Origin of the sequence: Pseudoalteromonas sp. MMG005, from assembly GCF_018101015.1 — a bacterium.
GTDB classification, from domain to species: domain Bacteria; phylum Pseudomonadota; class Gammaproteobacteria; order Enterobacterales; family Alteromonadaceae; genus Pseudoalteromonas; species Pseudoalteromonas aurantia.
On sequence record NZ_JAGJEK010000026.1, the window covers coordinates 86,778 to 109,371 of the forward strand.

General features: G+C 41.2%; 11 protein-coding genes. 6 read left to right on the forward strand and 5 right to left on the reverse strand.

The window, feature by feature from the left end; translation table 11 throughout:
- The first annotated feature begins 289 nt into the window (after positions 1–289).
- A complete protein-coding gene (locus J8M01_RS19665; protein WP_192507372.1) occupies positions 290–448 on the forward strand; it encodes a YqaE/Pmp3 family membrane protein in 159 nt (52 codons plus the stop codon).
- 105 nt (positions 449–553) lie between these two features.
- Here J8M01_RS19665 and J8M01_RS19670 read toward each other — a convergent pair whose 3' ends face one another.
- From J8M01_RS19670 to J8M01_RS19680, 3 genes are all read right to left on the reverse strand, one after another.
- Positions 554–3,682: an efflux RND transporter permease subunit gene (locus tag J8M01_RS19670; RefSeq protein ID WP_211059052.1), complete on the reverse strand. Its 3,129-nt coding sequence runs from the start codon at positions 3,680–3,682 to the stop codon at positions 554–556.
- Positions 3,679–4,767, reverse strand: coding sequence for an efflux RND transporter periplasmic adaptor subunit (locus J8M01_RS19675; protein ID WP_211059053.1), 1,089 nt, complete (start codon positions 4,765–4,767; stop codon positions 3,679–3,681). The genes J8M01_RS19670 and J8M01_RS19675 overlap by 4 nt, the downstream gene beginning before the upstream one ends.
- Before the next feature lie 102 nt (positions 4,768–4,869).
- Positions 4,870–5,571 carry a class I SAM-dependent methyltransferase gene (locus tag J8M01_RS19680; protein WP_211059054.1) on the reverse strand — a complete coding sequence of 234 codons (702 nt, stop codon included), beginning with the start codon at positions 5,569–5,571 and terminating at the stop codon, positions 4,870–4,872.
- A 183-nt stretch (positions 5,572–5,754) separates the two neighbouring features.
- Here J8M01_RS19680 and J8M01_RS19685 point away from each other — a divergent pair, with 183 nt between their 5' ends.
- Genes J8M01_RS19685 through J8M01_RS19705 form a run of 5 tightly spaced genes read left to right on the forward strand, consistent with a single transcriptional unit; the run spans position 5,755 to position 12,663 of the window.
- On the forward strand, positions 5,755–6,504 hold the full coding sequence (locus J8M01_RS19685; protein WP_211059055.1) for a MipA/OmpV family protein: 750 nt from the start codon (positions 5,755–5,757) through the stop codon (positions 6,502–6,504).
- Complete coding sequence (locus tag J8M01_RS19690) at positions 6,494–7,582, forward strand: efflux RND transporter periplasmic adaptor subunit (protein WP_211059056.1); 1,089 nt, start codon at positions 6,494–6,496, stop codon at positions 7,580–7,582. The genes J8M01_RS19685 and J8M01_RS19690 overlap by 11 nt, the downstream gene beginning before the upstream one ends.
- Before the next feature lie 4 nt (positions 7,583–7,586).
- Entirely contained in the window at positions 7,587–10,613 is a 3,027-nt protein-coding gene (locus J8M01_RS19695) for an efflux RND transporter permease subunit (protein WP_211059057.1), read from the forward strand.
- Positions 10,614–10,633: 20 nt separating this feature from the next.
- Positions 10,634–11,299 (forward strand): response regulator transcription factor, encoded by a 666-nt coding sequence (locus tag J8M01_RS19700; RefSeq protein ID WP_211059058.1) that lies wholly within the window; start codon positions 10,634–10,636, stop codon positions 11,297–11,299.
- The gene (locus tag J8M01_RS19705) at positions 11,296–12,663 is read left to right on the forward strand and encodes an ATP-binding protein (protein ID WP_211059059.1); all 1,368 of its coding nucleotides are present in this window, start codon (positions 11,296–11,298) and stop codon (positions 12,661–12,663) included. The genes J8M01_RS19700 and J8M01_RS19705 overlap by 4 nt, the downstream gene beginning before the upstream one ends.
- Positions 12,664–15,267: 2,604 nt before the next feature.
- On the opposite strand, the gene J8M01_RS19710 is transcribed toward J8M01_RS19705, so the two are convergent.
- Positions 15,268–15,576 (reverse strand): hypothetical protein, encoded by a 309-nt coding sequence (locus tag J8M01_RS19710; protein ID WP_211059060.1) that lies wholly within the window; start codon positions 15,574–15,576, stop codon positions 15,268–15,270.
- Positions 15,577–16,269: 693 nt separating this feature from the next.
- Positions 16,270–22,594: Ig-like domain-containing protein (locus J8M01_RS19715; RefSeq protein WP_211059061.1), on the reverse strand; the 6,325-nt coding region annotated here is incomplete at its 5' end.

The window sequence follows — 22,594 nt, forward strand, 5'->3', positions numbered from 1 at the left end:
CGTTTAATTAATAAGACGACTTAGTCGCGTATGTAACAATCTCTGCTATACCTAGTTAAGAAAACTAACTAACCTCAGGTTTGGATAAGGGTTTTGAAATAGGAAATATTTTGTAGACAAACTTACGTACAATCCAATGATGATATTTTGTTCAATATCAAGGCGCTTTTATGCAGTAATAGCGGGCTATTACAAATGAAAGCAACGCCGAGAGTGAGAAAAATAGCTTTATTGGGCAAATTCGCTTATCCAGAGCTGAGGTGAACTATAACCAGTAAGTGGGTGAACTATGGATTTATTACGAATAATAATTGCGATATTGCTGCCGCCTTTAGGGGTGTTTTTACAGGTCGGTTTGGGAGGGGCTTTTTGGTTGAATATTTTACTCACCCTATTTGGTTATGTACCCGGCATTATTCATGCGGTTTGGGTGATAGCGAAAAAATAAACACGCCTTTCATAAGATAATTCAATATTTACATCAATAACCAAACGACCATGTAATACTTACATGGTCGTCTTACCGTGACGCCTATCAAACGATTATGCAGCGTTATTTTCGTTCACTCTGGTTAATAACCGCGACAAGTAACGCAGGTAAAAAGGTCAAGCTTAATACCGTTGAAACCAATATACCACTGAGCACAATCACCCCTACGCCTCTATAAAGTTCAGTACCTTCACCTGGAATAAGTACCAAAGGTGCTAACCCAAATATCGTTGTTGCTGTTGACATCAAGATAGGTCTTAAACGCTTAGCCACTGCTTGTTCAACAGCTTCACGGACAGGCATAGCCTTATCTATAATGAAGCGTCGAGTTTGATCTACAATAAGAATCGGATTGTTTACCACCGTACCCAATAAAATGAGAAAACCTAGCATGGTGATCATATCAAACGGTTGGTGAAAAGCGGCGATACCGAGCCCTGTCAGCATACTATTGATCCCATTAACAGTAACCAGCCCCAGCAAACCACCTGCCATACCAAGCGGTACCGTTGCTAAAATAAACAGAGGGTAACGCCAATGCGTAAATATAGCCACCAGCAGCAAATAACTTAAAACCAATGCAATCACAAAATTGCCTGACAACGCGGATTTAGTTGCTTCAAGTTGGTCTGCTGCACCACTGATATTGAGCTTAATACCTTGTGCAATTTTACCTTGCTGCCACAAATTTGGCAGTAACTGTTGGCGTACAATTTCTTCTGCAGTTTCTAACGCAACGTCTCGTGGCGGAATAATGTAAACCGTGACTGTACGATTTCCATCAACACGGCGTACAGAGTTACTATTTTTACTCTCCACCAAATCTGCCAATGCATTTAACGGTAAAACCTGCCCATGGGGGGTAACAATTGGTGTATTAGCCAATTCAGTTAAGTCTTGTCGGTTTCCTGCACCACTAAACAAGAACATGTCGACTTTGTCATCATTCAAAATGAACTCATCAACATATGCTCCATCACTCATCGCTGCCACAGTATAACCAAAATCACCGTTACTGATCCCAAGCTCTGCCAATCTATGCCATCGCGGCTTTATTTCAATTAAGGGCTGCTCCAGCGTCAAAGAGCCAGGGTCTGAGTCAATTTGTGGATCATCAAATAGTCGCTCTGCCTCGCCATATACCGCTTCCGCCGCACTATATAATTCGGTGATATCGCTACCGGCTATATCAACAGCAACGGCACGCGTACCACCATCATTACTTGAAATAATTGACCCACGAGCAGAAAATGCACGCATACCATCATAGCTTTTAAACTTGGTTGTAATTGCTGACATCATCGCATTGATATTTTTTGAATCTACCGGTGCACTTAAAAACCAAATGCGGCCAACAGACACTGACATCGAGTAATACTCAAGTGGTGGCATTGTGATTTTACCCGTATCATAAGCCACACTATTCGCTTCAACATGCGCATCAAAAAAGGTTCTTAACTCGGCGCCAATTTTTTCCATTTCCGATAGGTTATAGTTAGGCGGCGCAATCATCATTGAAAAAGCTTTCGGCTCTTCTCCTTCTGGCAAGTACTCCGCGGCAGGCATCAAAGTATATGCCAACCCTAAAATCCCAATAATGAATGCTACGCTAATAACACGTGCTTGTTGCTGCGAACGCATAAACTGTTTAGATATTGATAACCACCATGTTCCAAGTTCAAACTGTTGTTTTTCATCTAAATCTTGTTTTTTACCAAAATGCGCAAGCGCCACTGGTACAACAAATAATGCAACGAGCATCGATGCAATGATGGCCCCTGAAATAGCAATGGCAATATCAGAATACAATTGCCCAGCTTCTTGCTCAACAAATAGTATCGGCGCAAAAACCAACACAGTTGTGGCTGTTGAGGCTAATACCGCAGGCCAAACTTCGGTCACACCTTTCACTGCTGCTAAACGCTTACTAAGTCCTTCTCGCTTTGCTTGCACAATAGACTCAAGTACCACAATGGTATTATCAACGGTCATACCGATTGCAAATGCAACACCAGCTAAAGAGATAACATTAATAGTACGACCGAAACTCATTAACGCAAAAAAAGCAGCAACCGTACATAACGGTATCCCCATTATGCCTACTAATGTCGCGCGCCCTGAGCGTAAAAAGAAATACATCACAAGCGTGGCCAATAATGCGCCTAATGCCAAGTTAGTCCATACGTTTTGCAATGAGCTTTTCACGTACTTTACGTCATCACTGAGCAACTTCAGTTCCAAGCCATTCTGCGTTAATAGTTGCGCATTAAGCTCAGCAATAACCGGCAACATTTGCTCTTTTATCGCTAGTACATTAGAACCACTTTCTCGCCTAACCGATAAACTTAACGTGCGTTCACCATCTGAATAAGACATACCGCGCGTCTCAAAGTGATCAAGCGACACACTGGCCACATCTTTGAGTAACACATTAGCTGAACCAATTCGTTTAATAATGAGGTTCTCTAATTCACTAAGTTTATCAAAGCGCCCAACAACACGAAGTAAGTAGCGGCTCTGTCCACTTTCAATATCCCCGCCCGAAGCATCTCTATTTCGTGTTCTAATAGCATTTCTTACCTCAGTTAAGCTGATCCCACGCTGCGCTAACCGCGATGCATCAACTTTAATTTGGATCTGACGTTGTGCGCCCCCTCCAACTCGAACCTCAGACACGCCCGCTACACTTTCCATACGAGGGCGAATAAAATCTTCAGCAAAATCTCGTAATAAATCCATGTCGAGTTGCAACGGATTACCTGGTTGCGGTTTAAGCAAAAAATACATGAAAGCATTATTAGAGAATGAACTGGAAAACAGCCTTGGTTGGTCAACGTTTTCAGGATAAGCGGGTACTTGGCTTAATGCATTATTAACGCGAATTAGCGCGTCATTCACTCCAACGCCAAATGGAAACTCTAACTCTACCGTTGCCTCACCCATTTCTGCATACGATATCATCCGCTTTAAGTTAGGCAGACTTCTTAAATAACGTTCTTGCTCAATCAAGATTTCTTTTTCTACATCTTGCGGTGTCGCACCCGGCCACCCTGTCTGCACCGTGATCGTCCGTACTTCTAAGTCAGGGATCATCTGTACTGGAATATTTAGCGCAGAAATCAATCCTAATATTGTCGTGATCAGCACGACAACCGTGACTAGCGTTCCGCGTTTTACAGCAGCTTCAATCATAGCGCACTGCCTACTGTAGATTTAATGGTTAACGATGACCCATTCTTAAGTAATTCAACACCTGAAACAACAATATGTTCAGTGCCATTTAATCCAGTCACAGCCACTTTATCAGCGTGTGATTCGATAATATCAACTAAATATCTCGTTGCTATTCCACTTTCAATTGCAAATATACTACTTCCGCCATCTGGATGCTGTTTAATCGCACTTTTAGGTAACCACACGGTATTTTTTTGAGACGCCATATGTATTTTCGCTGTTGCAGACATACCTGTGATAAAGTCACCTGTCGCCATATTATTGCTTGGTAAATCTACATGTACAACAAACGTCCTGCTTATAGGGTCTGCAACTCCCACTATACGGCTCACAGTAATGTCTATTGCTCTGCTATCTAGTGTATCGGCATTTACCGTCGCACTAAGGTGAGGCTGTTGTATCATTTGCGTATAGTATTCTTGCGGTACATCCAATACCAAACGTAAGTTAGACTGGCCCACTAACGTCAGGACACTATTTTGTGGTGTGATCCACTCTCCAATATCCACTTCTCTTTTTGCGATAACCCCTGAAAAAGGGGCATATAGTGTATGACGTTGTATTAATTCTTGCTGTAATGATACAGCTGCTTGCTGCTTAATCAATTCAGCTTGTGCGTTAGCCAAATTCGCTTTTCGTTCACCAATAAGTGTTTTTGCAACGCTTTGCCGGTTAGATAAAGCCACAACTTCGTTAAGGAGACGTTCAGCTTCTATTTTGGCAATATTAGCCGCTTGTAAACTCGCTTTCGCCTGATCTAACTCAAGCTTTGCTAACGTGGCGTTCAATTGCAGTAACTTATCCCCTTTGGCTACCTCGGTACCCACATCAACAAACAGCGTCGAAACCGACCCCGCTTCCATAGTTGCGATATTTGCATGTTGCGCTGACTCTATCGAGCCCGTTAATTGGATCGTCTCAGGGGAGCGGTCAAGTGTGGGCAGAAAAACATCAACCTCTGTTGAATTAGCATGGCTATCACTAGCAACACACATAATGGCAGTAGCCAACAAACATAATACGGCACGAGCAGCGACTTGCATAAAAACCTCTAATGATAATTATTTCTATTTAATTCTAAACACTTCGAAATTTAGCGCACCCTATTTGCGATAAATTACTAATAACGCCAGATGTGATGAAAATTACGCTTTTTTAGATTTAATAAACACAAAAGCAGGCTCACTGGAGAGCTTTCTATATGTGGCTGAGCACAGCACTTCAGCTTCTCGTGCCACCTGCCCTTCCGTTAGTTGTGTGACCACTAAACCCGATTGAGTTATCGCAGTGAATAATTGTGTCAATGAGCGTCGGAAAAACTGTACTTGTACTGGTTGCCCTATCGTTCCCCATACATCCGTCACCCTTTCTGTTGCAAAATAGTTGTTGGCTTGGCTCAATTCAGCCTCTGAACACGGGTGATGCGTTGAAAAAACAATATGTTCTGATGGCTTTAGTACGCGATACACTTCGTTAAAAAAAGGCACCAAGTCTGCTAAGTAATGCACCATTAGCGGACATATAATTAAATCTTTACTATTTGATGCTTCCCGTGGGAGGCCATGCGTTAGGTCTTGCTGATAGACATTTACCTGTGCACCTAAACGGTTTCGCACAAGTGCAACCATCGCATCAGAAATATCTACACAGGTCACTGATTTTGCATTTCGAGATATTAAATAGTCAGCATAAATACCTGAACCACAACCAAGATCTAATACATCTAAGTCTTTCACTCTATCTATTAGCGCTTGCAAAGAGGGCCGTTCATAATGCGCATTATATATATTACTTTGCACTACTTGGTCATATTCTGTTGCAAATTCGGTATACAGTTTCGATGTCATATTGCCTCTTGAATTCGCGTTCATAGCGACCTAAAGCCTGCGAAATCTCATATTTTTAAAATAATTACGTATTGTAAGTTTCTAGAAAGCTTCGTGCTTTACATTACCTACATCAACTCATTCTGTCGTTAAATGAACACAATAGCACGGAATAACATTTTACCTACTTGCAAAGGATATAGTATGACTTTAACAAAAATCGGTTACGTGGCTTGTCTACTCGCTTGCTCTACATATGTGCACGCCAATACTCCCTCACCCGAATTAACATGGAGCTTAGGCATTGCCACAATTTCTCAAGACCAAGGCTATATAGATGTAGGAAATGAAACTAATTTGATCCCGATAGTTGGACTACAATACGGTAATTTCTCTTTGCTCGGTCCGCGTGCCAGCTATCAATTTTTTGCCAATCAAACGCTAGAAATCTCTGCCATTGCCAACCTGCGCTTTGATGGTTATGAACAAGCCGACAGCGATATATTCAAGGGTATGGAAGACCGCGATATGAGTTTTGATGCGGGGATTGAAGCGGAAATAGACACACAATTTGGTGAGTTCGGCGTTGAATTTACGCACGATATATCCAGCACCCATAAGGGATATGAATTAAGCGCAAGTTATGGCGTGCCTTTTATGCTGAATAATGGGCGAATAATGCCTTATATTGGTGCAAATTATCAAAGCGATGATCTAGTAGATTACTACTTTGGAGTAATGCAAAACGAAACGTTCAGCACTCGCCAATTTTATCAACCTGGGGCTACAACAAGCTTTGAGATAGGCGTAAATAGCACCTGGATGTTCAATAAAAAGCACATGATAAAAGCGGATATTAGTTATTTATCTTATGGCAGCGATATCAAAGACTCGCCGTTAATTGATAAATCAGGTTCTGCACAGATTTTGGTTGGCTACGCGTATGTATTTTAATGAGAGTGTATTTAAATACCTATACTTGATCACTGCATGTGCCACTTTAATCGGGTGTAACAAGCAACCTTTAGAAACCGAGACGTTAGGTGATAACGCAGATAAGCCAGCTACAATAGTAAGTGACAGTGTTTACGCCACGCGAGTCAACAAAGTACCTGAACAGATTTTCTATGGCCGCGTTCAAGGCTACACCAGTTATGATATGGCCTTGTTTGTCGATGGTAGAATCGATCACGTTGTGGTACGAGAAGGTCAACTGGTAAATAAAGGAGATGTACTAGCAACGCTGTACTCTCCAACCCTATCTCAGCGTGTTGCAGCAAGAGACTCTGATTATCAAAGTGCAAAAGCAGTGTTGCTTCAAGCTCAGGCGCAAAAAAAACGCAGTACAGAACTGGTTCGCAAAAAGTTACAGTCTGATGCAATGCTAGACGATGCCATTCGTGCACTGCAAGTGGCAAAACAGCAAGTTAACAATACACTTGCACAACTTAATGAAGCGCAGAACCAGCAAAAAGAAACCCAATTAGTTGCTCGCCACTCAGGCGTAATTGCAAAACTGTATTTACGCGGAGGCGACTATGTAAATTCAGGTAGCAATATATTGCGATTTGAGTCAACCGAGCGACAAAAAGTGACATTTTCAGTCCCTGAACGCATTGCGATTAAACTTGAAAGCCAGCAGCAAGTAACAATAACATTACCCAATATTAATACGACTTTTAATGGTCAGATCTCAGAACGGAGTTTGCCAAGTATTGGCGAACTTGCGTTATTCGATATAACCGTGTCTATACCAAACAGTACACCCAATAATGTCGGCCTTACAGCGCAATTACATTTACCCATTACCAATCAAACTTTATATAAAGTGGTACCATCAGCACTGCGTTATGATGCCCTCGACCAAGCTTATTTACTCACCGCAGATGGCACGACCCAATATCCTGTCTCGGTAGTCGCAATCGAAGAAAATGGTTTGCTTGTCACAAGCACCTCCTCACTTGAACAACCCCTCAGCCTTGTCTCTGAAACAAACAGCCAATTGAATTTGGCCCAACTAGTCAAAAGGTAACTTTATGTCTATGTCCCAAACCAAATGGTATCTACAAGCACGGTTAGTTCTTGGTATCGTCGCTATTTTAACGATTACAGGTCTTGTTGCATGGCATAGTGCCAATGAGCAAGAAGATCCAAGCTTCCCCTATAGAAATGGTATGATATTGCTGGTTAAACCAGGTATGGACATCACACAGCTGACAGATGAAGGAGTCAGACCTATTGAGCGAGTGCTCAGCGAAATAGACGAAATACAAACCTTCAGCGCGCGAATAAAGCAAGGTTACGCAAATATTGACCTTGAACTGAAGGAGCACATTTACGATACCGATCCAATTTGGCAGCGGATCAAAGATCGCATTCGTCAACTTGAGCCTCAATTAAATCCTATTAATATTTCAGTACATGATCGTATTCAAGACACACAAGGCATTGTGTTATCTATAAGCACAGGGAACGGCATACTCCATGACCATCGTTTCGCTTTAAAAATTAAGGACGAGCTACTCTCGCTTTCCGACGTGCGTACAGCAACCTTGATAGGTGCCCCTAAAGAGCAATTACAAATAGCATACTCTGCACAAAGCATGAGAGAAACAGGAATAACGCCAACAAAAATAGCAAAGCATGTAGCCCAGCTCAATACCGAAGCGACCCCACCAATTTTACAAAACGGGTCGTTTACAACGGGTTTTAACTCATTAACCCGGATCTCTACGTTAGACAAAGTCAAGGGTACGCAGATATTTTCACCAAATGGCAGTGCTATGGTACTGGCAAACATTGCCGATGTAGCCTACCGAATAGACCCAATTAGTAATGAACAATTTTGGATTAATGGCAAACGTACTGTGGGTATTGCACTTACATTACCCCCAGATACTATCCAAGTCACCGCTGTTGGTGCACGTATTAAGCAGAAAATCGCACGATTGAATCACCAATATGCTCCTTTCAAAGTGCATGTTCATTTATTCCAACCTGATTGGACTCAAAAGCGTCGTAGTTCACTCTTAACCTCATTGTTAGTCAGTTGCTTGGGTGTGACAGTGGTATTAATGTGCCTGATGTCATTTCGTAGCGCATTAATTGTTAGTGTCTCTATTCCAGCAATTGCACTCTCTGCACTTGGTATATTTGGCATGTTTGGGGGGGTTATTCATCAAATGACAATTGCAGGTTTGGTTCTCTCGTTGGGGTTAATGGTTGACAATAGCATCGTCACGGCTGAACGTATTGTTCATCACTTAGAGCAAGGCGCGTCTCGAGTGGCAGCACCTTTAATGGCCATTCGAGAGTTGTATAAGCCATTAGCAACTGCGACGCTTACCACCATTGCAGCATTCATTCCTATGTTACTGTCAAAAGGCAATGTTGCTGATTTCATCGCCACGATCCCAGTGCTCGTGATTATGTGTATTGTTTTAAGCTATCTAATTTCATTATCACTGGTCCCCGTTATGAGCATGTTTTTTGCCCGTAATTCCAAGCCTTACCGCACGACTAATCACCCACTTAGTACAGTTGCAAAGGGTATCGCGTTGTGGTCATTAAAATACCCAAAAAGCACATTAACAATGACTGTTGTATTCATTGTACTCATAATGAATTTGCCCAGCAGTCATGGTGAGTTTTTTCCGAAAACAAGTCGTAACCAAGCATATATTGATATTCAACTTCCTTTTGGTACCTCCGTCGACGAAACCACAAGAATAGCCAAACACATTGCTCACAAATTGAAAGGCAATGATAAAATTACCCATACCTATCTATTTTCAGGTAATTCAGGGCCCCGTTTTTACTACAATTTGGCACAACAGCCCAATGAAAGCCATATCGCACGTATCGTCTTTGAAACAACACCTGATACTCTAGTTTCATCAATTGTAGAACACCTTAACAAGCAATTTGTCGTCCAGTACTCTGATTTTATTGTTATCGCTCGTGAACTTGGCCAAGGGCCTCCTATTTCTAGCCCCATTGAATTGAGAGTACTTGGTGGCAGTGAGTACGCGAACTTAGCCGCATCAGAGGCTATATACTCTCTCCTGTCACAGCATCTTGATACTCAAAACACCCGGCGTAACTACGGATTAGGCAAACCGCAACTTGCACTATCGATTAACAAACAACAGTTACAACTGAGCCAGCTTACTGAACACGACCTCAATAGTTATTTGGCTTGGCAAAGCTCAGGGTTAACTGCAACCACATTGAACTACACAACAAACCCAGTTGATTTAGTCATAACCGTTCCAAAGCCGGTTAACAACTCAACCGAGTTGCTAAACACACAAGTTATGATGCAAGATAATCGCTTTATTCCTCTTTCATTGCTTGCAGAACAAATAGTTACCGCAGCACCACCCGTAATTACTCGCTACAATGGCTTTTATGCACGCACCCTATTCGCTGATGTGCGCCATAATGCAGACGAAGAAGACATTATTGATGATTTGCAAGGTCAAATAAATGATTTGGCGAAACAGTACGGCGTTACCATAAAATTTGGTGGTGAAGCACAAGAATCAAGTCAGGCAAATAACGCGCTATTGGTCGCAATGCCCGCAGGCATCGTATTACTCTTTATAGCGCTAATTTTGCAGTTTAATTCATACCGGTTAAGTTTATTGGTTATGCTGAGCATCCCAATGGGGATCATTGGTGCACCCGCAATGCTGTCGTTAGTGAATATCCCGTTTGGTTTTATGTCGATTTTAGGCGTACTTGCATTAACTGGGATCGTAGTTAACACCGGTATTATACTAATCGAAAGTGCCATTAATGGGCTAAAAGCAGGCTTAAGTAAAGAATTGGCAATAACCACCGCGGTGCAGCAACGCTTCAGACCTATTTTGTTGACCACAACAACCACCATTGTTGGTATGCTACCGTTAACGTCATCGCAAAGCCCACTTTGGCCGCCATTGGCATGGGCGGTTATTGGCGGATTAATCACCTCCACAGCTTTAATGATGTTTGTGATGCCTCTGGCACTTAATTTATTACTCGAAAACACCGTCAGTGAAGTAGAAACACTGAAATGATTGAGATAAAGGAAATAACCATGCGTGTTTTAATAACAGAAGACAATCAACAGCTTGCTGAATTTATACAAAAAGCAATAATGCAAGATGGCCATGCCGCTGATATCGCGTTAGACGCCGCGACCATGATGACTCAACTCACTATGTGGCAATATGATGGGGTTGTTTTAGATCTAGGGTTACCCGATAAAGATGGATTAGATGTGATCAAACATTTGAGAGCGAATAATAACCCGATCCCTATATTGATCCTCACAGCAAGGGGTGGCATAGATGATAGAATTAAAGGGCTCGACTTAGGTGCTGATGACTACCTCAATAAGCCGTTTTCTGTTGATGAGCTAAAAGCGCGACTTAGAGCACTAATGCATCGTCCGGTCGATTATTCAGGTAACGACCTAACAAGAGGAAATGTTACCGTTGAAACTAAATCTCGACGCGTCACGGTGAATACAAAAAATATTACCATGGGGAAAACCGAAGTCGCCATCTTAGAGTACTTATTAAAACACGCGACACTCACTGTCAGTAAAGAGTCTTTATTTGATGCCATATATGCTATGGGGTTCGAAGTAACCGATAACGCGATTCAGGTTGCAGTCCATCGCATTCGCAAGAAACTGGAAGGTTCAGATGCAACAACACAGATTACCACCATTCGAGGCATAGGATACATTTTGTCATGATTTTCAACAAAAGCTCTCTTTCATGGCGTTTGCTAAAACACTTTTTGCTGATCGGTGGCGGTGTGTTCTCGCTTATTGCCATCATGCTGTATTTAATGTCAATTAACTTTGCCAATCTCGCGGTAGAAAAAAGTATGTTTGGTATGGCGGAAGATATTCAGTCCAGTTTAGTTTTTGACGAGCACAATCAACTTGTCTATCACCCCGACCAAGTGGCAGAAGTCTGGGGATACGATGCATTATATAATAACCTTGGATTTCGTATAACGGATATAGACTCTGGTCAGGTAATATTGCGTTCGTATACAAATCCTAAAGTAGCAACTATTCTCGACGCCATGCCCGACATATTGCCAGAAGGATACTCAAAAAGTATCAATGAAAATGGTTCACGTACAGACATGTATAGAATTGTTTTTCAACTTAAAGAGCAGCTTTTAGCTGTTGATTTAGCGCGGAAAGACCTTGTTGGTGAGCTTGCCAATGAAGCTGTAAAACCCGCCTTAAGTTTTGTCTCGGCACTCACTATGGGCGCAGCGTTTTTAGTGTTTGTAAGTGTCACCCTTGTTTCTATTCGTTCACTTATACGGCCTGTTAATAATGTCACCTCTCAACTTTTACAAATAAAGCCAAATCAACTTGATAAACGCTTGTCAACAGAAGATGTACCAACAGAGATACTGCCCCTAGTGTTGGGGCTCAATGACGCAATGGAGCGCGTAGAGCAAGGATTTGAAGAACAGAAACGCTTTGTCGCCAACGCAGCTCATGAATTACGCACGCCGTTAGCCATACTGTCGACACGTGTAGAGCTGACTCAGATACCGCCCGAGGTGGAACCTGCATTAATGGCTGATATTAAATATATGTCTCGGGTAATTGAACAACTACTTGATTTATCTCGTGCTCAAAATCAAGCCGGATTTGCCCACAGCTTGGTTGACCTTAAGGAAATTGGGAAAGATGTGTGCATGTTGCTAGGCCCACTATCGGTTACGCATAAAAAAGAACTGTCATTGGACGCAGACAACATGCCTTGTGAGATTATGGGTGATAAGGGCGCATTAATCATTCTGACAAAAAACCTATTGGAAAATGCACTAAAGTACGCGGATAGAAACGCCAGCGTACAACTTATTATTGAACAAAAACGGATCAGTGTAAAAGATTCAGGCCCAGGTATAAGTGATGATGACCGAGTGAAGTTATTTGAGCGATTTTGGAGGAAGGAGCAATCAGCATTAACGGGAAGCGGTCTAGGGCTCTCTATTGTTAGTGAAATTGCACATGCCCATAACGCTGAAATTGAAGTGATATGTAAAAATGACTTAGGAGGCGCAACATTCAGGGTCGACTTTACTTAAACCAATAAGGTGAAATTGCGTACCCGAACATACTTTTTGCGCCATTATACGAGTAGCGCTATCAGATAGTTGCTACGTTGTCGTAATAACGATATATATACGTACTACATATTAATATAATAAAATGGATAACGTTAAGCATGTTATCCTCTTTCAACATCAACAACAATTGACTGGGTATAATCTAAACCTATAATAACTTTTAATTAAAATCCTTCCAAGAAGAAAATGCTATTTTTGATACGACATAAGGCGCTACATGTCGCTTTTCAAAAATTATTAGAGGTAAGGTAGCGTAAGAAATCAATAAACTTGATTTAGATATAGCGTGTAGTTATACAATGATGGCGAAACCGTCATCATAGACAAATATCATATACTGGGAAGTTCATATAAGTGAAAGCTTCACAATCTCGCCACCTGAAAAAACTGATCTCATTTTCCTTAAATTTAGTATTAGAGACTCCCATTAGCATCATTCAATCAAGGACATGGTTAACAAACCAATTTTGGTATTGATATGGCCCTCAATAAATCAATATTCAAGTCACGCTAACAGACCTTCAACAAGCTGTTATCGATAGTCTTGAAGTAGCTAGGGTTTATATATGAATCTGATTATGAAAGCGTAGGGTCTGTATCATTCACAACCTTGCCGTTCATACTGTAATGCTGACTAACAGGTTAAGACTAACCCATTGTGTAATGACAGTGATGTTTTTAACCTAGTTGACGATATTATTAGACAAGAAGCTACAATACAACTCTTTCGGTAACTATTATCTTAAGCAGGAAAGTCTTGTGAAATGATTTTCAATCAAGCAATTGATACTAAAGACCGTTCAAAATAATTAGAGAATACTGTCGTACTTGCAATTGATGCCATTGACATTGATCAATAGCACATCACCTATACAAATATCATAAAGTGCGATCAGGATTTAGACCTTCATAAACTATGTAGTCGTGCGAACATCGGAGCTGCAAAAGCGACACCAGCAATAGTGAATTATAGCGCGTTACATACCACTTATGCAGTTGAGGTATACGCTACATTTTAACATTGAATACATATCAATAGAAAATTGACATTGCCCGAAAACACGATGATTTTGGGCTTGTAACTACCGATAATAGAGAATATTGCGTCAATTCATCAGTGTATCAATACAGTTTAGTTTTTTTAACCAACAAATAACCGGTAATTGATACAATCAAACACCCTAATCCTAGAACAAGATACACGTATTTTTCATCCTGTATGCCTAATGAAACCAGAGCGATACCTATAATTAAATTTACACCCTTTCCAAACACATTTTTCGCCCTATTTACATGAGATATTATCTAAAATTTACTTGAAACATATCAGGGCACATCACCAAATAACGGTTAAATTAACCTTATACATCTTAGGACCTAAAATTAACACAAACTAAGGTGCTGCTAAAGTCTTTCTCACAGAAATAGTCCAATATTTGTAAATAAAAGTAAACCTATTGCTATTTTAATAGATTCTTACACACCATTTCTTGGTTCTAAACACGTGATAAAACAGCGGGCTTTGAATAAAGCCAAGTAATTTTTATTATTTATAAAAAATGCCATGACACTAAAAAGACGTTATTGCCAGGTTTATTTTAGAAAGGTAATAAAAGGTGATAATACGGGGAGAGACACCATTCCCTGCACTTCTAAACTATAATGTATAAGTTATGTAGAAACACTACAAGCATCATTTACTATACATCACTCATATTAATTCTCCGTGCGCTTTAATTCATGGGGCATTCCAATGTTTCAACTTTTGAAAATGTATAAATTTCATATAAATAATAAAGCAGGCAGACCATTACAACTCATAAAATTAACGTTAATTAAGGTGGTCATCTCACAGTCTTGGCTAGTGTGCTTTACGTTATAAAATTATACAAGTTAATATAGGTATACCTATATTAACTTAACTTTTCCTAACCACTGCATAAAAGTTTGGCTATCTTCTGTACATGCATTCGAGTCATCATTTGGGCATTTCTTATTACGGTAATATGGGTACTAGAAGCTGCAGATTTGCCAAAAACATTACCATCAGCATTGGTAACAATAACTTCTGAGTCAATGCTATTTTACCACCAAGCACCCAAAAAATAATTCTATTGGCATTCCCTCTCATCCTATAATCAATGATGTTAGCATGAATATTATTCCCGAGATTTTCACTTTATTAAAAAACTCTTTCACTCTTCATTTTTATCTACGGTATAATTTACCCATTTTAGAAAAACCATTCGAATTTTACTATCAACCACAACACTAGAATAATTATTAAGTCTTTGACTACTTAAATTAACTTCCTGAAATACAGCTGTTGAGCTACCCCCCATTCATCAATATAGCTAAAAAATAACAGTGAAATTTTCGTTAACTTTATCTGACAACTTGCAAGTTAATTATATAATATATTTTATTACAATAAAAAGATGGTGAAAAATAAAATGATTTATTTAAATATACTATCGGAAAAACTTAATGTGTTGATGTTGCTTGGAGAAGTCCTGAATATCACTACTAGTGCGTATATCAATCATAATAGTCACAACTATTTTAGTCTTCAGGCCCTTCTAACGTAAAAACAAGGTGATTGCGCATCTGTTTTAGCACGACTCCTTTTTTCATCATTGCTGCGCTCAATGACTTTTGCCATTTTAATAAATTTGGCTTAGCTGCGGTTAACGCTTGTTCATTTTCAAATTGAAACCGTAGAAGCAATGAACTTGGAAATAAGTGATATTCCATACTAAACCAACATTGCACCATGCCGGGGATCTCACTACGAGCTTGCTCTTCTAATTTGTCCGCGATGTCTAACACAACCTTTTGTTGCTTTATTTGTACTGCAGAGAGCTTTTTCATTAATACATCCAATATATAAATATAACTTTTGAAATGACGTCAATCATATCAAACCAAACACTGCTCAGACAGTTATTGGTGCTACTTAGCTTATTAACTTTTGAGTCTTGATGAAATAAAAGCCGAACTTTTGCTTATAAGGCCTACAATATCACCTGAGTAAGTGTGTAAGGTAATATATTTTTGAGCTAAATTACTTATTCTTTTTCTATACAAAGCAGTTCCTTTTACAACTAATCTTAGCTTTTTTCTGATCTGCGCCTTCAGTAATGAATTTTGTAATATTTACCTAACAGATATTTTTCGTTGCACAGTACAATATGCAATCGTCCATAGAGCTAATACCGCCCCCGTAATATGCATACTTTTTATTTATCTGTTCAGCCGCTTTTTCACCATTATGCACCGTGTCGTTGAGCTCATCCTGGAAACTACTCGATGTAAAAACTTAATAAATGACGAGTTTCGCTCTCAATTAAGTCAAAACTACTGAAAACCCTTCCAAAATTAGCGCTTGCCAATCTGAATGTGCCTTTGGCAAAAACAACTACAGTTTAAATAAGCAAGGTACACACCATGAATCGCCAACCGTTCAAGCTAATATCATTGTTATACAAAAATATACCCAACACATAAATATTCGGCTCGGCCAGATTAAAATAAAGCCCCAAAAGGGGCTTTATTTTACTATTTTTAGAAGTGATAAGTCACACCGAGCGATAGCTCGTTAATGTCGTTTTCAGACAAAGGATAACGTGTATATTGCGCATCTAAGTTAACAGAGTCTGACAGGTGATATGCTAAACCAACACCATAGTAAAGATCTGTTTGTTGATCTTCATACCGGGTGTGAAAACGTCCATCTCTGGTGCTATCCAAATGATACTTCCAATCAAACGCCCCTAAGAAAAGCTTGCCTTCAAATGAGTTGACATTAAACACATCGTAACCCAATTGCATCGCAAAACCTTCTGGTAAAATGGGCGCTACTCGATTCACTTGTGACTGTGCATCATCTGGCGCAATAACATTACCATTGAAAGTTACCCTACCTTGCCCTAAATCGATATACCGAATACCAATTGTGAATTGTGGAAGTAATTCATAATAAATACCCGCTGACCAACTATTGCTGCTGTCATCAATATTTGAGGCAGCTAATGACGAATCATAGGCAAAATTAGCACTTGATTTACCAGCCGTACCTTGAACAGACCAAGTATTAGCCATAGCCGGAACACTCATTAAACATGTCGCCGATACGAAAGCGAAACTCGGTAGCCCTAGTTTCCTTCTGCGGATCACAAGTGCCGAAATCATTAACACAATTATTCCTCCTAAACTTCCTGATGATTTGTTTTCTATAGAAACTGCTTTTAATGCAGTCACTGTGACTTTTACGACCCCTTGAGACACCGCGCCTTTCGAGTCTTTCAATTGATATGTAATGGTGTCTATGCCTTCAAAGCCCAATTTAGGCGTATAAGTAAGGGTATTATCAATATTAACAACCGCAGTACCTGTTTCTGCGCTTGCCGATATAACAGATAACACATCACCATCAGCATCCGAATCATTTGCTAATACGTCAATAACAACATTACCAGAGCCAACCACGTTAGCTGTATCAGCTTGTGCAACAGGGGCTGAATTTACAGTTAAATTAACCGTTGCTGTACTGTTAGATGTCCCCCCTTTACCATCTTTTATGCTGTACTGAATCGTGGCCTTTCCAAAAAAGTTCACAGGTGGTTGATAGACTAGCTTTTCATTCACAATCGCTACTTGACCAAAGTCTACCGTTGCACCTGTTATTGACAATACGTCACCATCAGCATCACTGTCATTAGCAAGTACATCAATAATGACCTCTTGCCCTGCTGAAATGGTCACCTCATCACTATTGGCAACCGGTAACTGATTCGAGCTAACAGGCACTGCAATCCCACCTGGATCAATAACACTGCGGTTGGCGATGCCATCATCATCATTCGGACCACCATCAACAATTTGTAACTGCACACACCATGCACCTGCTACCAAGCCACTTTGCCACTCACTGCTTCCCGGTGGTGGGCAGTAACCCGGCTCTCCTTGTGTTGACAATATATTGTTGTCGCCTGATTCATCAAAGTTTACCCACTGATCATTACGGAGTTTACGATATACCCCATTTTCTGGCACTGGATTCCTTTGTGGTATTACTAAACTATACGTATCACCCGCTTGAGGTAGACCATTAGCAATAAAGCCAAACAAGCCACCAATATTATTTGCATCTTGGTCTTCAGGTAATTCAGTTACCAATAACTGAACACCGCCCGTGGTGTTTTGAGGTACTGTTGCGCCTTTGCGTAAACATACCCCAGGATCACCTTCTATTAAGAACTGCTGTGACTCTGCGGCCTGCTCTTGCATTACATTACAATCACTAATGGCATCTTGAAAATCTGGAATACCATCTCCATCTGAATCACTATGCCCCTCTTGATCATCTGGTATGAGATCACCATCCGTATCGTTACTCCCTAACGCTTGTAATTCTGGCACTATTTCAAGGTAGATATCTTGTTGCGTGGATAAACTTGGTACCGCATTATCGGCCGCAATAACTGATAACTTATATACCCCTGATGCAATGCCTTGCGGTGAAAACTCGAACTGTTCAGCTTGATTACTTTGATTAACCAACACCGTATCACCAGACCACGTTGTCGTGACTACATCTGATAAGTTTGCATCAAATGTACTGGCTGTAACCGTTACTAAATTCTGATTCGATGTTAATGTAAGTCGCTTTTCACCGGCTTGCATAACGGTTGTTGAGATAGATGGCGCAACGTTTTGCTCTACGATGGTCACCGTTGACGTTGATTTAGCACCAACATTCAGCGCGTCGCTCAAACTTACGATAATGGTCTCGTTGCTTTCGGCAATGTTATCTGCAAATACAGTGAACGATATTTGCCCTTGAACACCCGATTCAATGACAAACTCACCCGCGGTTAAATCATGGTCATTGCCATCAGCTGTACCTGATACCGTATAAGGCACCGTTAATGGGTATTGAACAGCTGGGCCGTTCAAATAAACATCAATGGTATGTGTTTGCTCTTCTGCCACCTGACTGTCTTTTTGTAACGATATAAGCGGACGAACTGACACGGTTTGTGTCGCTACAGCTTGCTGACCCTGCTGATCGGTTGTTTGCCAGTAGGCAATATGATTACCCGGTACAAATACAGGCTGTCTTCCAACCAAAGATACTGGTAATGAATTACCCTGGTTGTCTGTGGCTATGGCGGTCCCTAGATCCACTTTAGTGAATAGCCCTGTGGCATCAACACTTACATCAACCGGTGCTGTTATCGTTGGAATAGCCGTTGATTGACTTGCGCTAAAGGTGACTGTTGCTGTTGCACCGCTGCGCGCTCCCTGTGAGTCTTCAATTAAATATTTAACAATCACGGTCCCTTGCGTATTGTCTGAACCAACGTATTCAATTTGGTTGTTAACAATCGTTGCGGTTCCCAGTGATGCACTCGCACCAATAATGGTTAATACTTGGTTCTCAATATCTGTATCGTTTTCTAATACATTTAACGAATACGTATTGCTTGAATTTGTATTAAATGCAAATACGTCATTTTGTGCGATGGGCGCATCATTCACCGCGTTCACCGTCACAAACACCGTCGAAATATTCGACGTTAATTCACCATCAGAGGCACTATAAGTGAAACTATCGACCCCAAAGAAGTTCGCAAAGGGTTGATAAGTAAACACATCACCCTGAACAGATAAAGTACCATTTTGCGGTTGAGTATTGATGTTTATTGTAAGCTGATCGTTATCTATGTCTTCCGCGACAGCGCTAAAACTGGTATTTGCATCTTCCGTTACCGTCGCCTGAATGTTACTTGATGTAGGTGCCGCGTTCACTGCCTCTACAACTAAATCAAAACGCTCAAGAGAGGCACTTAACTGCCCATCAGAAACCGAAATTTGAATGCCTGAGTACGCACCAACATTGTCTCTGCTAGGTGTACCAGTTAGACTCCCTGTTGCTTCATCAAAACTTGCCCAATTGGGCAAGCCCGTTATTGTAAACGTTAACGATGTAGAGTCTTCATCACTCGCCTGAGGCGTAAATGTGTAACTCTCATCTTGTAAAACACTGAGTGCTGGGTTACCTGCTATAACAGGCGCATCATTAACGTTGTTTACAGTTAAAGTAAACTCAGGTAATGCATCACTAAGTTGACCGTCACTCACACTAATAACAATACCCGAGTAACTGCCAACATCACTATTTGTTGGCGTACCACTGAGTGTGCCTGTTGTCGAATCGAAGGTTGCCCATAATGGTTGATTCGTTATTGAGAAGCTCAAGTTGTCTTGGTCGTCATCTCTTGCCGTCGGTGTAAACGTGAATAACGCATCTTCGTCTGTATTTGACGCTGGTGAGCCAGATATAACCGGTGCATCATTTACACTAGAAACCGTCATAGTAACCGTTGCAGCATTAGATGTGAGGCCCTCTTGGTCATCGACCGTATATGTAAATGTGTCTTCACCGAAGAAATTTGCATTCGCGGTATATGTAATTGCACCCGATGAGCCTATTGATACCTGACCATTTATGGGTTGAGTAACAATGGCGACAGAACTTGCATTAAGTGTACTATCAACATCGGTATCATTACCTAATACGTTAACCTCAAACTGCCCATCTTCTAACAATTGCGCGGTATTATCTACTGCCACTGGAGCATCATTAATAGCACTAATAGTCACTGTCACCGTTGCTGCTGCTGAGGCAAGATTATCACTATCTGTCAAAGTGTAAGTAAACGTTTGTTGCCCATTTAGATCTGCTTTAGGTGCAATATTCAGTGTGCCATTGGTGTTCACTGTCACCGTTGCAAGTGAATAATTTCCAACCCCTTGGCCTTGGTCCTCAAGGGTTATATTAGCGCCGTTAAAGGCTTGATCTTCCACATCTGAGTCATTACTTAATATTGCAAGTGTAGTCGACGTGTCCTCAGGGGTTGTCACTGTGTCATTACCAGCGACCGGCCTATCATTTATTGATCCGATATTAACCGTTACTGTGGCGGTATTTGATGCTAATCCAGCTGAATCGGCAACAGTATAAGTATACGTATCAGTGCCATTTTCATTGGCATTTGGCGTATACACCATAGTGCCATTAGTTTGGTCTAAGCTAACTGTACCTCTGGTTGGCTGCGACACGATGCTAATCGCACCTGAGGGGTTGGTATCTTCGACATCTGAAGCATTAGATCTTACAGTTAAGGCATTAGTTGCAATATCTTCATTCACTGTTTCATTAAAGTTTGCGGCAACAGGTGCATCATTAACCGCGTTTATGGTCATAGATACAGTGGCTTTAGCAGACACAAGCCCGGTGCTATCTTTAACATTATACGTAAATGAGTCAGCCCCATTTTCGTTACTATTCGGTGTATACGTTACCACCCCATTTGCGATTGTCACCGCACCTTTAGTTGGACTGTCTACAATTGCAGCTGACGCCACAACCATATTATTTTCCGCATCGGTATCATTGGCAACAACACTGAAAGTGATTGGAGTATCTTCATTGGTTGAAGAAGCATCTGCCACTGCCTCTGGTGCATCTTCAACAGCGGTCATAGTTAAAGTCACGGTCTGAGTGGTAGATTCCGCATTCGAGGCATCTCTTACTTTATAGGTAAAACTGTCACTGTGGTTTTCGCTGCCGTTATGCTGATAACTAAAGCTGCCATCACTATTAAATGTAAGCGACCCATATTGCGGATCTGTTACCTTCACGGCCGATAGCGTATCGCCACTATCGGTGTCATCGTCCGTCGCATTGCTTAATACCCCATCAGCAACCCCTTTCGTTAGCAATGCACCTTCATTTAAGCTAAACGCGAAACCTTGCCCTACTGGTGCATCATTGGTGTTAACTACTTCAATATTAAACGTGAGTGGGTCGCTATCTTCCATACCATCTGATACTTTTATTGACACGTTATTGGTTGTGCCTACATGTTCATCAGTCGGGGTGCCCGTTAACGCGCCTGTATTGGTATCAAACGCTGCCCAAGTGGGCTTATTTGTAATAGAATAAGTATGTGTATCACCGCTATCTGAATCAGTTAACGTCGGTGTAAAGCTATAAGCTGCATCTTCATTTACTGAGGTAATTGCTGTACCAGATAAAACCGGTTTTACATTATAACGTTTTGTTGTGGTCGCAGTAACGCTGCTAGCGGCATTGCCTGCTGCGTCGCTCACGGTCGCTGAAAGTGTCAGTGTTCCTTCATTCAAGTTTGACACATTAACGTTTGTAACTTGAGCCGTTGATCCTGTAATTGTTGTCGCTGAGCTGCTAGAAACCGTACTTGCGCCATCAGATATTTGATACACAAATGATCCTGAACTTTCTAACCCACTTAATGTAAAGCTTAACGCAGCTTCATTACTCGCATTTATCAAGCTCTGATCTATCGCTGCGGTTTGGCCTGTGGGTGCGATGTTATCAAGTGTAATTGTGTGTGTTGAAGAGTTTGACGTATTGCCTGCACTATCTAACTGTGTCGCTGTGACCGTCAAACTACCATTATTTAATGCGCTAATATCTAACTCATTGCCTGACAGCGTCCAGTTTCCGCTTGAGTCTGCCGTGGTCGTTTTACTGACTCCCCCAATATCAATAGTCACTGTAACACCCGACTCTGCACCAGTACCCTGAACCAATACATCACTATCTTCACTGGCGTTAACAATGCCATCACCTTCAATTGGCGTGGTGATTGTTAACGTACTCGGTGCCTCATTATCAAGGGAAATCGAGGTGGTGGCCGCAGTAGAAGTGTTACCCGCCGCATCCGCTTGGCTGGCCGATACCGTTAAGCTACCGTTATTGAGCGCACTGATATCTAATTCATTGCCTGACAGCGTCCAATTTCCGCTTGAATCTGCCGTGGTCGTTTTACTCACCCCA

What these genes read in the sequence shown, in the direction of transcription:
- J8M01_RS19665 (WP_192507372.1), top strand. Translation starts at nt 290, where the DNA reads ATGGATTTATTACGAATAATAATTGCGATATTGCTGCCGCCTTTAGGG.
- J8M01_RS19670 (WP_211059052.1), bottom strand. Translation starts at nt 3,682, where the DNA reads ATGATTGAAGCTGCTGTAAAACGCGGAACGCTAGTCACGGTTGTCGTG.
- J8M01_RS19675 (WP_211059053.1), bottom strand. Translation starts at nt 4,767, where the DNA reads ATGCAAGTCGCTGCTCGTGCCGTATTATGTTTGTTGGCTACTGCCATT.
- J8M01_RS19680 (WP_211059054.1), bottom strand. Translation starts at nt 5,571, where the DNA reads ATGACATCGAAACTGTATACCGAATTTGCAACAGAATATGACCAAGTA.
- J8M01_RS19685 (WP_211059055.1), top strand. Translation starts at nt 5,755, where the DNA reads ATGACTTTAACAAAAATCGGTTACGTGGCTTGTCTACTCGCTTGCTCT.
- J8M01_RS19690 (WP_211059056.1), top strand. Translation starts at nt 6,494, where the DNA reads ATGTATTTTAATGAGAGTGTATTTAAATACCTATACTTGATCACTGCA.
- J8M01_RS19695 (WP_211059057.1), top strand. Translation starts at nt 7,587, where the DNA reads ATGTCTATGTCCCAAACCAAATGGTATCTACAAGCACGGTTAGTTCTT.
- J8M01_RS19700 (WP_211059058.1), top strand. Translation starts at nt 10,634, where the DNA reads ATGCGTGTTTTAATAACAGAAGACAATCAACAGCTTGCTGAATTTATA.
- J8M01_RS19705 (WP_211059059.1), top strand. Translation starts at nt 11,296, where the DNA reads ATGATTTTCAACAAAAGCTCTCTTTCATGGCGTTTGCTAAAACACTTT.
- J8M01_RS19710 (WP_211059060.1), bottom strand. Translation starts at nt 15,576, where the DNA reads ATGAAAAAGCTCTCTGCAGTACAAATAAAGCAACAAAAGGTTGTGTTA.